The sequence below is a fragment of the Vibrio sp. OPT24 genome (genome assembly GCF_015163545.1).
Lineage (GTDB): Bacteria > Pseudomonadota > Gammaproteobacteria > Enterobacterales > Vibrionaceae > Vibrio > Vibrio cyclitrophicus.
This window is the reverse complement of record NZ_JADDYI010000049.1, coordinates 54,074-67,457: the sequence shown is the minus strand read 5'-3', so window position 1 is coordinate 67,457 and position 13,384 is coordinate 54,074. Positions and strand designations below refer to the sequence as shown.

Annotated in this window: 12 protein-coding genes; 9 read left to right on the top strand and 3 right to left on the bottom strand. The window is 42.1% G+C overall.

From position 1 onward, the window contains the following. The first annotated feature begins 886 nt into the window (after positions 1 to 886). From IQO02_RS13045 to IQO02_RS13030, 4 genes are all read left to right on the top strand, one after another. On the top strand, positions 887 to 2,020 hold the full coding sequence (locus IQO02_RS13045; protein WP_193838582.1) for a polysaccharide export protein: 1,134 nt from the start codon (positions 887 to 889) through the stop codon (positions 2,018 to 2,020). 121 nt (positions 2,021 to 2,141) lie between these two features. Then, positions 2,142 to 2,582 (top strand): low molecular weight protein-tyrosine-phosphatase, encoded by a 441-nt coding sequence (locus IQO02_RS13040; protein WP_193838581.1) that lies wholly within the window; start codon positions 2,142 to 2,144, stop codon positions 2,580 to 2,582. Between the two features lie 143 nt (positions 2,583 to 2,725). After that, on the top strand, positions 2,726 to 4,897 hold the full coding sequence (locus IQO02_RS13035) for a polysaccharide biosynthesis tyrosine autokinase (RefSeq protein ID WP_193838580.1): 2,172 nt from the start codon (positions 2,726 to 2,728) through the stop codon (positions 4,895 to 4,897). Between the two features lie 209 nt (positions 4,898 to 5,106). Beyond that, positions 5,107 to 5,310: a hypothetical protein gene (locus IQO02_RS13030; RefSeq protein ID WP_193838579.1), complete on the top strand. Its 204-nt coding sequence runs from the start codon at positions 5,107 to 5,109 to the stop codon at positions 5,308 to 5,310. On the opposite strand, the gene IQO02_RS13025 is transcribed toward IQO02_RS13030, so the two are convergent. The 3 genes from IQO02_RS13025 to IQO02_RS13015 form a co-directional block, all read right to left on the bottom strand. Continuing rightward, positions 5,300 to 5,635 (bottom strand): hypothetical protein, encoded by a 336-nt coding sequence (locus IQO02_RS13025; protein ID WP_016784030.1) that lies wholly within the window; start codon positions 5,633 to 5,635, stop codon positions 5,300 to 5,302. The two genes, IQO02_RS13030 and IQO02_RS13025, sit on opposite strands and share 11 nt — an antisense overlap. A gap of 101 nt (positions 5,636 to 5,736) precedes the next feature. After that, positions 5,737 to 6,300 carry an N-acetylmuramoyl-L-alanine amidase gene (locus IQO02_RS13020; protein WP_193838578.1) on the bottom strand — a complete coding sequence of 188 codons (564 nt, stop codon included), beginning with the start codon at positions 6,298 to 6,300 and terminating at the stop codon, positions 5,737 to 5,739. 11 nt (positions 6,301 to 6,311) lie between these two features. Continuing rightward, positions 6,312 to 6,698: a hypothetical protein gene (locus tag IQO02_RS13015; RefSeq protein WP_193838577.1), complete on the bottom strand. Its 387-nt coding sequence runs from the start codon at positions 6,696 to 6,698 to the stop codon at positions 6,312 to 6,314. Positions 6,699 to 7,017: 319 nt separating this feature from the next. On the opposite strand from IQO02_RS13015, the gene IQO02_RS13010 reads away from it, so the two are divergent. The 5 genes from IQO02_RS13010 to IQO02_RS12990 all read left to right on the top strand — a co-directional run bounded on the left by IQO02_RS13010 (position 7,018) and on the right by IQO02_RS12990 (position 13,366). Further along, positions 7,018 to 8,268, top strand: a complete 1,251-nt coding sequence (locus IQO02_RS13010) for a helix-turn-helix domain-containing protein (protein ID WP_193838576.1) — start codon at positions 7,018 to 7,020, stop codon at positions 8,266 to 8,268. 95 nt (positions 8,269 to 8,363) lie between these two features. Then, positions 8,364 to 8,684: a hypothetical protein gene (locus IQO02_RS13005; protein WP_193838575.1), complete on the top strand. Its 321-nt coding sequence runs from the start codon at positions 8,364 to 8,366 to the stop codon at positions 8,682 to 8,684. 402 nt (positions 8,685 to 9,086) lie between these two features. Continuing rightward, on the top strand, positions 9,087 to 10,364 hold the full coding sequence (gene tviB, locus IQO02_RS13000; RefSeq protein ID WP_322626534.1) for a Vi polysaccharide biosynthesis UDP-N-acetylglucosamine C-6 dehydrogenase TviB: 1,278 nt from the start codon (positions 9,087 to 9,089) through the stop codon (positions 10,362 to 10,364). A gap of 84 nt (positions 10,365 to 10,448) precedes the next feature. Then, positions 10,449 to 11,468, top strand: coding sequence for an NAD-dependent epimerase/dehydratase family protein (locus IQO02_RS12995; RefSeq protein WP_193838574.1), 1,020 nt, complete (start codon positions 10,449 to 10,451; stop codon positions 11,466 to 11,468). Positions 11,469 to 11,545: 77 nt separating this feature from the next. Then, a complete protein-coding gene (locus IQO02_RS12990) occupies positions 11,546 to 13,366 on the top strand; it encodes an ABC transporter ATP-binding protein (protein ID WP_193838573.1) in 1,821 nt (606 codons plus the stop codon). Positions 13,367 to 13,384: the final 18 nt, after the last annotated feature.

Below are 13,384 nucleotides of genomic sequence, written 5' to 3'. Positions count from 1 at the left end.
GGCCGATACGAAACAGAGGCTGATGCGAGACAAAGGTTAATGCGATAAAAAGAGTGGCGTCATTCTGGACAGCGAGGCACGAGCGTGATTCAGAATCCGGTTGTGTTTAGTTGTTCAGCAGGCTTTAGATTCCAAATAACTCGTTCCTCACTTTTTTAGTTACAGAGTGGCGGAATGACGAAATAGCGGAGTGACGAAATAAGGGTGTTGGCTTCGTTTGAGTCGTCATTCTGAACAGCGAGGCACGAGCGTGATTCAGAATCCGGTTGTGTTTAGTTGCTCAGTTGGCTTTAGATTCCAAATAACTCGTTCCTCACTTTTTTAGTTACAGAGTGGCGGAATGACGAAATAGCGGAGTGACGAAATAAGGGTGTTGGCTTCGTTTGAGTCGTCATTCTGAACAGCGAGGTACGAGCGTGATTCAGAATCTGTGTTTGTTTGGAATGACGAAGTCTAAGAATTACGGATTCATAGGCTTTCAACTATTTGGATCCGCTCTTAGGCTCTCGCATCAGCCCTTAAGCTCTTTAACCTTGAATGCTTTCACCTTGAAACCATTCAACTAGGTTGATAATAAGCACAGATTGTGGATAATGCTTACGCAATAAAATAACCGTGTCGAAGTACGGTCTTTGACACGGTTTACGACAAAAACTTCTATCTCAATTCCAAATAGATAGAGGCACATTAACTACGCAGTGTGATGTCGCGGAATATCAAAGGGCGGTAGCGTCCCACTTCCCAATCGTAAATGGGAGCAAGATCACAGCTCTTTCACTCCTTGGCTCTATTAAATACTGCGCAGCTGATAAAATGACTCGCTTAATTTCCTTTGGGTATCCTTCGGGGTATCACGACACATTCCGTTTCTATGAACTTGGTTAACATGAAGATTAATAAAAATCGTCTCCTTATAGCGCTCCTTCCTGCACTGCTTGCAGGCTGTACGACTCCAGGAACACACCTTACGACTGGCAATAAGAATGTGATTCAGCCTTCAGAGGAACAACAAGAGTCTGATATTTCTGACGTGGTTAATCTTTACCCATTGACGGCTCAATCGGTATCAAACTACCGAAATGACTCTTTATCGGTTTCACAAGCAAACCCAGAACTTGATGTTGATATCGCGAAGTATGAATATCAAGTGGGTGTCGGTGATATTCTAAACATCACTATTTGGGACCATCCTGAACTGACCATTCCCGCAGGCTCTTACCGTAGTGCTGAAGAGGCGGGTAATTGGGTTCGTTCAAACGGCACAATCTTTTACCCGTACATTGGTAGCGTTGATGTTTTAGATAAGACTGTCGATGAAATTCGCACTGATATCACGAAGCGTTTGTCTAAATATATAGAAAGCCCTCAGGTTGATGTTAACGTAGCGGGTTTTCGTTCTAAGAAAACTTACATTACCGGTGAGGTTTCAAACCCTGGCCAACAAGCGATTACCAATATCCCTTTAACATTACTGGATGCCGTGAACCGATCTGGTGGTTTGTCTGAAGATGCTGATTGGCGTAATGTTTCGTTAACTCGTAATGGCGCACAAGAGTATATTTCTTTACATGCTCTTATGCAGAAAGGCGATTTAACTCAAAATAGGTTACTGCAAGCGGGTGATATTGTTCACGTACCTCGAAATGACGCTCAAAAAGTCTTTGTAATGGGTGAAGTGAATGACCCACAACTGTTGAAGATCGACCGTGTCGGCATGAGCCTAACAGAAGCACTCAGCAACGTAGGTGGTATCAACCAGTTGTCGGCAGATGCCACGGGTGTCTTTGTGATTCGCACTTCGGATGATAAATCAGAGCGCATGGCCGATATCTACCAGCTGAATATGGAAGATGCCTCTGCATTGGTGATTGGCACCGAGTTTGATTTAAAACCTTACGACATTGTTTATGTTACCGCCGCACCAATCAGCCGTTGGAACCGAGTAATAGGTCAGTTAGTTCCAACTATCAATGGATTTAACAACCTAACCGAAGGCATGTTGCGCGTTCGTAATTGGTAATAAGCCCTGATTGATAATCAGGTTGCATGTCGCGTGTAACCTGATTTTTATATTTATAAGCTAAGCGCATCAGATTTATAAATACGCTCGGTTTACGAAAAACTAACGTTATAAGTGAATTATGTTTAATAAAATTTTAGTGGTGTGCGTCGGTAATATTTGTCGCTCACCGACTGGAGAACGTGTTCTTCAAAAATTGCTTCCCAACAAAGAAGTGGCCTCTGCCGGTATTGCTGCCGAAAAAAGTCGTTTAATTGGTAAGCCTGCAGACGCTACAGCGATTTTAATCGCTGCAGAAAACGGGGTGGATGTTGAAAGTCATCAGTCTCAACAAGTGACGCCACAGCTTTGTGCTCAGTATGATCTGATATTGGTGATGGAAAAGGGCCATTTAGAAGCGCTCACTCAAATATCACCGGAAGCGCGTGGTAAAACCATGCTATTTGGTCAGTGGATTGGTCAGAAAGACATTCCCGATCCGCATCGTCAAAGCCGTGAAGCATTTGAATATGCTTATCAATTGATTGACGAAGCGGCACAAGCTTGGGCGAAAAAACTGTAATGGATGCTGTCATTTAATCTAGATGACCTTTAGCTTTAAGCAGTTAAGCTTGAATCGCCACCAATAGAATCACATAAAAGGTAAGGGTACGTAAGTCGTACGTCACTTATCTTCAAAAAATTAGTTTAGGAAGTCACAATCTGATGACAACACAACCATCTCAAGCACCACATTCTGATAACCCAGATGTGATAGATTTAGGGAAACTGCTTGGTATCCTGTTGGACGCTAAATGGCTAATCATGGTCACCACATTTGCTTTTGCCGTGTTCGGTATCGCGTTTGCGTTACTTTCGACTCCGATTTACAAAGCAGACGCACTGGTTCAAATTGAACAAAAAAGCTCTGGCGGTATTTCATCAATGGTCGGTGATATGGGGGATATGTTCTCTCAAGAATCTTCTGCCACGACAGAGGTTGAGATTATCAAATCTCGTATGATCTTGGGCGAGACGGTTGATAAATTCAATTTAACCACCGTGACCGCACCGAGTTATGCACCGATTGTCGGTAAAGGGTTTGCTCGCCTAACCGGTGATATTAACCACATTGTCGTGAGTCGTTTTGCGTTGCCAAGCTATGCCAGCGATTACGGACATACGATTCAGATCGTCGATGCTGAAAAAGGCACTTACCAGCTAGTGCGTGACGATGAACGCGTTATCTTGAAGGGTAAAGTAGGGGAGCTCGCGACTGCAGACGATTACAGCTTGTTTGTTGCTGGCTTTGAGTCGAGCAATGGCTTTGAATTTACCATTAGTAAACGCAGCCGATTAGAAGCCATTGAATGGCTGAAATCTTCTTTGTCTCTGTCTGAGCAAGGTAAGCAAACCGGCATTTTGAAGCTAAGCTTTGAAGGCGAAAACAAGCAGCAGATCTCTGAGATACTCAACCATATCAGCCAAATCTACTTCTTACAGAACGTGAAACGGAATTCAGCGGAAGCAGAGAAGAGCTTATCTTTCTTAGAAAGCCACCTTCCGGGCATTAAATCTGAATTAACTGGCTACGAAGACACACTGAACAACTACCGCCAAGAAAACGAATCGATCGACTTGGGCTTAGAAGCACAATCCACCTTGAAGGTAATGGTCGAGCTTGAAGCGCAATTGAATGAGCTGACGTTCAAAGAGAGCGAAATCAGCCAACGCTTCACTAAAGATCACCCAGCTTATAAATCACTGCTTGATAAGCGTAAAACGTTACTCGGCGAAAAAGAGCGTCTAAACAAGCAAGTACAAAAACTACCGAAAACCCAACGTGAAGTACTGCGTATGACACGTGATGTTGAAGTAAACCAACAGATCTACATCCAGCTTTTAAACAAAGTTCAAGAGCTGAGCATTATTAAAGCCGGCACCGTGGGTAATGTTCGTATCCTAGATGACGCTCAAGCGTATGCTCGCGCAGTGAAACCGAAGAAGCCATTGATTGTTGTGTTAGCCACGCTACTGGGTGGCATGTTAAGTGTGGCGTTTGTGTTAGTAAAAGCAGCATTTCACCGAGGTGTTGAAAGCCCGGACCAAATTGAACAAATTGGCCTGCCTGTTTACGCAGCCGTACCAAAATCTGATTTGCAGATAGAGCTAACGAACCGCTTTAAATCGAAGAAGAAGCAAACTAAAGGGACTCAAGCGCTGCTTGCTGAATCTAACCCTGCTGATCTGTCGGTTGAAGCACTGCGTGGCCTTCGTACCAGCTTGCACTTCGCGATGCTAGAAGCGAAAAATAACGTTCTGATGATTTCAGGCCCTGCGCCAGGCATTGGTAAATCATTCATCTCGACCAACTTTGCTGCAGTAGCCGCCAAAACAGGTCAAAAAGTGCTGTTGATTGATGCCGATATGCGGAAAGGTTACCTACAACAAAGCTTTGGTGTGAATTGGGATAACGGTCTTTCTGATGTATTGAGCGGTAAGCAAGAGTTTGCTCAATCTATTAAAGCAACACCGGTAGAAAACCTAGAAATTATTACTCGCGGCCAAGTGCCACCCAACCCCTCTGAGCTGCTGATGCACCCACGCTTTGCAGAGCTAATGGAATGGGCATCGAAAGAGTATGACTTGGTGATTGTTGATACCCCACCAGTACTTGCGGTAACCGACCCAAGTATTGTTGGCGCCTTTGCGGGTACCACATTAATGGTTGCGCGTTACGGTCAAAACACCATTAAAGAGATCGATGTGGCTCGTCACCGCTTCGAGCAATCGGGTATCGAAGTGAAAGGCGTTATCTTCAACGCCATCGAGAAGAAAGCATCAAGCTCATACGGCTATGGTTACTACAACTACTCATATTCGAGCGATAAGAAATAAAGAAAGCAGATACGGGATGTGGTGACACATCCCGTTATTCCACCATTCTGCTATTTCGTTATTCCGCTATTCCGCTATTCCGCTCTTCAAGCTTTTCGCATATCGTTCATTCGTATCCCGAATTCTCTTCAGCTCCTAATGCGTTACCACCAAAAGCTAGATTCTGAATCACGCACGTGCCTCACTGTTCAGAATGACGACTTTAAGTAATGTCAACCACTCCAAAATTCTTCACTACTCGCACCACGCGTGACTCCGTCATTCCGCCATTTTATTACTTAAGAAGTGAGGTACGAAGTATCTGGAATCTGCCTTTTATCTCTATCTCTATCTCTATCTCTATCTCTATCTCTATCTCTATATTTGCCGCATTCCGTTTACTCGTCACTCACACCTGCACTTCTATTTCTTAACCACCCCACCCGTTAAATACAAACCAATTGCTGCTAGCACCGGATAACCAAACGCTTCATTGGTCATTTCCCCCAAAGGCTTCCAATCGTAGCCGTGCATACAACCCAAGATCACCATCACATGCAGTGCCACATAAGGAATGGTGAACAACAACACAATGTAGCGCTGGACTAACTTAAAAGGTTCATACGCTTTAAGCAGTGCCAGTTTGTGCTTCGCTTTTTCCTCATCAGTAAAAAACATCGCATCTCCTGTGTTGGTGAGTGCATCTAACCCTTTGTTAATGGAAGACTGGCTCCCGAATATTCTTCCGAACAATGTCATACTGCTCCTTGGTTTGTTGATTGGTTATATTCCGCCTTTCTAGTTCTTCCTTGTCCTTCCGTCCTTCCAGAACTGAGGAACGAGGTATCTGGAATCTGCTCTTACTCTCTTAACTTCACCACCGGACACGCCTTATTCACCCCCCAATCTTTATGCCCCTTCACGTTCTCATCTGAAATCAAGAACTGCTCTTGCAAGGCGGCCACCAAACCAAACAGCGCCTTACGCTGCCCAAGTGTGAAGTTATCTTCTGGTTGCAGCTCGGTATTACAGCCACCGACGATACAAATGCCAATATTGCTCTTGTTGTGTCCTTTCACGTGTGCGCCGGTTTGTGACAGCGGCCTGCCAAGTTCGACATCCCCACTGCGACGAATCACAAAGTGGTACCCCACATCGCGCCAGCCTTTCTCTTTATGCCATCGGCGAATCTCGGCGACGTTAACATCTTGCTCCGGCGGTGTGGCGCTGCAATGCACCGTAATAAAAGAGTATGGCGGGCAATGAGGTAAGCGGAGTAAAACCGAAACCAGGCTGAAAGAATAGGATGCTGAAGGCAAACAAGGATCTAACGAGGGGATGAGCTTGACCTTGCTAGCCTGTTCTTCCGAGCCTTCCTGATCTCGTGAACAATTTTGCTCTTCCGTACAAGTCCGCTCTGGCAAAACAGACGCCTCTAATGGCTGGTGTGGAACTCGATCAGTTGCTGGTGGAGTGTTTGACAAAATAAATCCTCTTGTTGTTGTAACCAGGTGACTAAAAATGTGGATAACGAATCTTTTAAATCAGGGTGTAATGCGATGTGTTGTCGCAAACTTGCTTCTACGGTTTTTGCATAACCAGAGTGATGACGGACATAGCGTAAATACATCACGTAATAACCCAGTGGCGCTTCATGCCGCGCTCGGCTGATCATCCAGCAAACATCTTCATAGCTGGGATCTTCAAGTTGCCGGCTTTCGAAATACAGCTCTTCAAAACATGGCTCTTTAAAATAACGGCATTCGATGCTCGCCATACCGGGTTGATACGCTGAAATAAAAAGAGAAACTATCGCCTTCATTAAGCACCTTATTGCTGTATGGGGAGAGCAATGTACTTCAAGAATCTTGATTGGGGTTGGTGGTAATAATGCGAAAACGGAGGAACACAAAAAAGTGAGAGGTGCTTCGAAGGTAACCATCTTAAGTAGTGTTCTTGTTGCATAACAGTGAGAACACATAGGAAAAACACTTTTTGTTACTTTTTATCTCGCTTCATCTTCGCCCCCAAAGTACCAAAAGATGTTGTTAATGCCTTTTTTATCAATGGTTATGCATATCGAAAAGCTTTATAGCGAGAACTATGCAGATAGGTAGACCAATTAACAAGGAGCGTTATTCATGTGTGTTTCCCTCATTCTTTCTTTCATACCATTAAAAACCGGCTCGCCGATAAGCAAGTTGGTGCTACTAAAATTGGCCGACAACGCAGACGCGCGTGGCGTGTGTTTTCCATCCTTAAATTACCTAGCGCAATATTGTGAAGTGTCGGTAAGAACCGTTAAACGACATGTGAACGAACTCGAAAGACAAGGGTTTGTGAAGCGGATAAAGCGGTTTGATGATTCAGGGCGCCAGCGCAGCAATCTATATCAGCTACGCCTACCCAGTGGAAGCCACATTCAGCAGGCCGATCTAGACCAAGCTGCCAGAGCTCTAGCTCAAGAAGACGTAGCTCTAGAGCAAGAAGACAGTGATAAAACAGATCAACATAAATCGGATTTCAATACCCACTCGCCAAACCTGCCTATAAGTGACCATTCAGACACTCACCTGGGTGACTCAAGATCCAACACGGAGAGTGATCGTCCGGCACACATAATCTTTCATAAAGAACATAAAACAGAGTTGAACTTGAAAAACGGCATCTTAGATGGCGCCGATGTGCTTAATACCCCAAACCGTTCTGAAGAACCTGACACTTCCACTTCCACTTCCACTTCCACTTCCACTTCCACTTCTACTTCTACCTCTACCTCCATCTCTACCTCAAAAAGCAAAACCAAGAACGAAGCCGTGATAGATCTGCTCACCAAAGAGGGCTGTGCACCGATTTATCATGAGTTCTACGAAATATTAAAACGTACCTACCCAAAGTTAGATGTGCTGCAAGAACTGCATGCGATGCAAGCTTGGTTATACGTTAATCCCGACAAGCGCAAACACTTTGAGCACATTGGCCACTTTGTTAATGGTTGGCTGAGAAGAAGTGCGCAAGCCCAAACCAAACGAGGTTTAACGCCTACATTTAAGAAAACAAGAGGCCCCAAGCAAGCCCAATCGCAAACCCAAGCCTCTAAACAAACCCAAACGTCTAAACAAGGAACCGCTAAGCCCGCCAACCCGATTAAAGCCCTTGGCTCAATAACTGCTACTGGGCCTGCAAACACAGATAAACCGACAACAGATGTAAACCACACACACTCAATCCCAAATGACCAAGCTGAAAGCAAATCGCTAGAACCACAACAACCAACACCGGTCACTCAGGCCCTCGCGGACTACAAAGCCAAAAGCACCACTAACCCGTTTGAAGAGCGCATCAAGGCCCTCATTCAATCGAGATCGACGAGTAGAGACAACGAGCAGTGAGAGCCTGAATTTCAAATCAATTACAGGCTTAGACCAGCTAAAGAGAACACAGACAAAAACGTCAAGAGAGAAAAGTACAATTAGGAGAGGGCAACATGGACGAGACCAACCTAAAAAAACTGACAACGGAAGAAAAGGTCACCATTTTAGAAAAAGAGATAGCGCGGGTTGAAGGGCGCATTGGCGAGTTCTTAGGCTTGCTTGTTAACCACTACCCACAAGGGCTAACACGCACTGAAATTAAAGCGTTACTATTGGTAAACAACAACCAAAGTTTTGTTTCGCTATACCGAAACGGCAACATTTTCATTGATATAGAAAAGCGCTATTGCGATGCAGCACAAGAAAACCGTTACTTCATAGGAACCCAGTTTCTACAAGACGTACAATGCTTTCGCTGGGTAAATGCTTGGTAAGATGTTCGACCAGACAGGGTGAATTTCAAACTGGTTAATATGCACTTACTTTGCTAGAATGCGCTGCGTATTTAAAAGCGTATAAAAACCGCATAAAGCGAACAAATTGTTACTATTGCCTTTAGGAGCCAAACCTAAGGGCGGTAGCGTACCCAAATGCAAGAGTGGCAAAAAATAAGTAGTTAGCCAAGTCAAAAGTGCTACAAGCTACAGCAAGGCTGTTTTCCGCGGCCTATTGAGACGGTTTGAAAAGTAAGCAAAATCTAGATTTTAGAGGAGACTGTCGAAAAAAGACTGTCTCAAAATGGATGAAAAGTGTCTCAGTGTGTTTAAGACAACTGAGACATTTTTGTGAGTAAACGACTCGCCAAATTAAGAATTAAGAATATATCAGGAATAAATATGACGTCCATGTTTGAAAATACTAAAGTAGCTATAATTGGATTGGGTTATGTTGGCTTGCCGCTCGCAGTAGAGTTTGGTAAAAAAATGCCAACGTTAGGCTTTGATATAAACCAATCTCGCGTTGATGAGCTTAAAAGTGGTTCAGATTTCACGCTTGAATGCTCAGAAGAAGAACTTAAAGATGCCGAGTTTCTTACGTACACGGCAGACCTTAACGAACTTAAAGAAGCCAATGTTTACATTGTTACGGTACCGACGCCAATTGACGAGCATAAGCAGCCTGATTTAACTCCATTGATCAAAGCATCAGAAGCTTTGGGCTCTATTGTTAGTAAAGGTGATGTGCTGATTTATGAATCTACAGTATACCCAGGTGCAACAGAAGAAACCTGCATTCCAGTGGTGGAGACTGTGTCAGGGCTAAGGTTTAATAAAGATTTCTTTGCTGGTTACTCGCCAGAGCGTATTAACCCTGGTGACAAAGAGCACCGAGTGACCAATATCTTAAAAGTCACGAGTGGCTCGAATGATGAGATTGCCGAATTTGTAGACCAACTTTACAAAACCATTATAACGGCAGGCACACATAAAGCTTCAAGTATCAAAGTAGCAGAAGCTGCGAAAGTAATAGAGAACACTCAACGCGATGTAAACATTGCATTGATTAACGAACTTTCAATTATCTTCAATAAGCTAGATATCGACACCCTAGAAGTACTAGAAGCCGCTGGCACAAAATGGAACTTCTTACCGTTCCGTCCAGGTTTAGTCGGTGGTCACTGTATCGGCGTTGATCCATATTACCTAACACATAAAGCACAGACTGTTGGTTATCATCCTGAAATGATCCTAGCTGGTCGTCGTTTGAACGATGGCATGGGTAAGTATGTTGTTTCTGAGCTGGTAAAGAAGATGCTCAAACAGCGTATCCACGTTGAAGGAGCAAACGTATTAGTTATGGGGCTTACCTTTAAAGAGAATTGCCCAGATCTGCGTAATACGAAAGTGGTTGATATTATCGCTGAACTAAAAGAATACAACATCAATGTCGATGTTATTGATCCTTGGTGTTCAAATGAGCAAGCGCAGCATGAATACGGCTTATCGTTAACCCAGCCAAAACCTAACCACTACGATGCTCTAATCATGGCGGTAGGTCACAATGAGTTTAAGGAAATGGGTGCATCAGAAATTCGCGCATTAGGTAAAGAGTCTCACGTACTCTACGACCTGAAATACGTACTGGATAAATCAGACGTAGATATGCGTTTATAGGTTGGTTTACGGGAGGGTAGATGTTGGTTACTTAACAGAATTTTTATACCTCCTTAAGCACTGAATCGTTAGTAAAGGGAAATCATGACTAAATTTGGACAAATCAAAAGCGAACTTGTTACCGCTCCTAAAACCTGGTTAGTAACTGGGGTTGCCGGCTTTATTGGCTCTAACCTTCTAGAAGCGTTATTAAAACTAAACCAAAAAGTAGTTGGCTTGGATAACTTTGCAACCGGCCATAAGCGTAACCTAGATGAAGTAAAAGGTTTAGTTGAGGCTAAACAGTGGGATAATTTTACCTTAATAGAGGGTGATATTCGCAATTATGAAGCCTGTCAGGATGCTGTCAAAGGCGTAGATTACGTATTACACCAAGCGGCATTAGGTAGTGTGCCACGTTCAATAGCCGATCCTATTACCACTAATGCTGCGAACATCACGGGCTTTCTTAATATGCTCACTGCTGCCAAAGAAGAGCAAGTTAAAAGCTTTACCTATGCGGCGAGTAGCTCGACTTATGGCGACCACCCAGCGTTGCCTAAGGTTGAAGACAATATCGGAAATCCGCTATCACCTTATGCAGTAACCAAGTATGTAAATGAGCTTTATGCGAATGTTTTTGCTCGTACTTATGGGTTTAAAAGCATAGGGCTGCGCTACTTTAACGTATTTGGCCCTCGCCAAGACCCGAATGGTGCCTATGCTGCAGTAATCCCTAAATGGACAGCTTCTATGATTCGAGGTGAAGAGGTGTTCATTAATGGTGATGGTGATACTAGCCGTGATTTCTGCTTTATAGAAAACACCGTACAAGCAAATATTTTAGCAGCCACGGCCAAAGATGAGGCAAGAGACGAAGTTTATAACGTTGCGTTAGGAGATAGGACCACTTTGAGTCAGTTGTATCTTCATATTTCTCAATCATTAGAAAAGCAAGGTATTAAGTCGAAATCAAATCTTCTTTATCGTGAATTCAGAGAGGGCGATGTTAGACACTCACAAGCAAATATATCTAAAATAGTAAATTCTTTAGGTTACAAGCCAACAGTAAGAGTCGAAGACGGTGTATTTAAAGCTATGCCTTGGTATATCGATAAACTTTAAGTAAATCGAAGAATCGCTCGAAAATTTTTATTAAATAATCGAAAAGCCAATATCTGATAAACAATGGTTCATTAAAAATGTACAGAACAATAGGTCAGTTGTATTCAATTCTAAATAAAAGCCAAAAGAAAAGAATATTAAAACTTCAGTTTCTCGTTATAACTATGGCTATATTAGAATTAGTCGCAATTAGTAGCATAGCTCCATTTATGGCACTGGTCGGTGATATATCTATAATAGAAAACGAAGGTGCACTTTCTCAGTTATATGCTATGTCTAGTGTAGAAAGTCCAATTAGCTTTGTCTTTATATTAGGTGTTCTACTTTTAGTAATTTTAGGTATATCGACTTTTTTTTCTGTTATTACGGTATGGAGACTTTCAACTTTTGCATATGACACGGGAACAGAAATAGCAGATCAATTATTTACTTATTATATAGACAGGGATTGGTTGTTTCATGTCGAAAATAATAGTTCTTACCTGATAAAACAAATTGCTGGCGACTCTCAAAGAGTTACAAATAATGTGTTACAACCTTTATTACAATTAAATGCCAAAGTAGTATTAGTCATTGTTTTATGTAGTGCTTTAGTAATATATAGATGGGAGGTTGCTGTTGGAGGTTTATTAATCTTTACTTTCGCTTATTTAGTTCTTTTTAAACTAGTTAGAAAACGCCTTGATAGAAATGGGAAATTTATTTCAAAACTGACTGAATATAGATTTAAAATCATGTCAGAAGTTTTTGGTGGGGTAAAAGAGCTAATTCTAACAAATAGAAAAGATGATGCAAAAAGTAAATTTAATAGATCTGGTTCTGAATTGGCCGAGTGCCAAGGTGTGAATACTGCAATTGGTTCTACGCCTAGATATATCATGGAATTTATTGCTTTCGGTAGTATAATAATATTATTACTATATCTGTACGTGAAGTTTGAAGGGAATATATCAGAAATACTCCCTGTAATATCTTTGTGTGCATTAGCCGGTTTTAAGCTTTTACCTGCATTTCAAGCTATTTATACATCTATCGCACAGATCAAAGGCAATGTCGCAGCATTTGAAGCAATTAAGGTGGATATGATTAAGTCAAAAGAATCAATGAATACTTTTAATCTGGAAACTAGCGAGAATCTTAGTGTTGTATATTTCGATAATATATCAGATGAAACAGAAATTCTCTTAGATAAGGTTAAATTTTCGTATCCGAACAGTCATGATTTGTCATTAGATATAGAGCATTTAGCTATCAAAAAATCGACGACTGTGGGTTTGGTCGGCTCATCCGGTGCTGGTAAATCAACGCTTGTTGACTTAATACTTGGTTTACTTGAACCGTCGAGCGGAAATGTTCGTTTTTCTATCTCCAATAGAAAAGAGAAATGTGTAAAAAGTTGGCAACAACAGATAGGTTATGTTCCTCAAACAATTTATTTGAGTGAAGGTAGTATCCTAGAAAATGTTGCTTTTGGTTTAGATCGAGAAGATATTGACATTGAAAAAGTAAAAATAGCTTTAGATAAATCAGAATTGCTTAATTATGTATTAGAACTCCCAGATGGATTGGAGACGAATGTAGGTGAAAAGGGGATAAAATTATCTGGCGGACAACGACAAAGAGTTGGGATAGCGAGAGCTCTATATCATGACCCGGATGTTTTGGTTTTTGATGAAGCGACTAGTGCACTTGATGGAATAACGGAGAAAGCCATAATGTATGCAGTAGACAAAATGGGGCATGATAAGACAATTATTATAATTGCCCACCGGTTAAATACAATTAGAAATGCTGATGTAATATACTATCTAGAGAAAGGCAAAGTTTTAGATTTTGGAACCTATGAAGAGTTAGTTAATAAAAATACACATTTTAAAAATATGTCTAGGCATTCATAATAAGTATATTACAAAGGT

Coding starts and splice junctions, on each gene's coding strand:
- IQO02_RS13045 (WP_193838582.1), top strand. CDS start 887: ATGAAGATTAATAAAAATCGTCTCCTTATAGCGCTCCTTCCTGCACTG.
- IQO02_RS13040 (WP_193838581.1), top strand. CDS start 2,142: ATGTTTAATAAAATTTTAGTGGTGTGCGTCGGTAATATTTGTCGCTCA.
- IQO02_RS13035 (WP_193838580.1), top strand. CDS start 2,726: ATGACAACACAACCATCTCAAGCACCACATTCTGATAACCCAGATGTG.
- IQO02_RS13030 (WP_193838579.1), top strand. CDS start 5,107: ATGTCAACCACTCCAAAATTCTTCACTACTCGCACCACGCGTGACTCC.
- IQO02_RS13025 (WP_016784030.1), bottom strand. CDS start 5,635: ATGACATTGTTCGGAAGAATATTCGGGAGCCAGTCTTCCATTAACAAA.
- IQO02_RS13015 (WP_193838577.1), bottom strand. CDS start 6,698: ATGAAGGCGATAGTTTCTCTTTTTATTTCAGCGTATCAACCCGGTATG.
- IQO02_RS13010 (WP_193838576.1), top strand. CDS start 7,018: ATGTGTGTTTCCCTCATTCTTTCTTTCATACCATTAAAAACCGGCTCG.
- IQO02_RS13005 (WP_193838575.1), top strand. CDS start 8,364: ATGGACGAGACCAACCTAAAAAAACTGACAACGGAAGAAAAGGTCACC.
- tviB (WP_322626534.1), top strand. CDS start 9,087: ATGACGTCCATGTTTGAAAATACTAAAGTAGCTATAATTGGATTGGGT.
- IQO02_RS12995 (WP_193838574.1), top strand. CDS start 10,449: ATGACTAAATTTGGACAAATCAAAAGCGAACTTGTTACCGCTCCTAAA.
- IQO02_RS12990 (WP_193838573.1), top strand. CDS start 11,546: ATGTACAGAACAATAGGTCAGTTGTATTCAATTCTAAATAAAAGCCAA.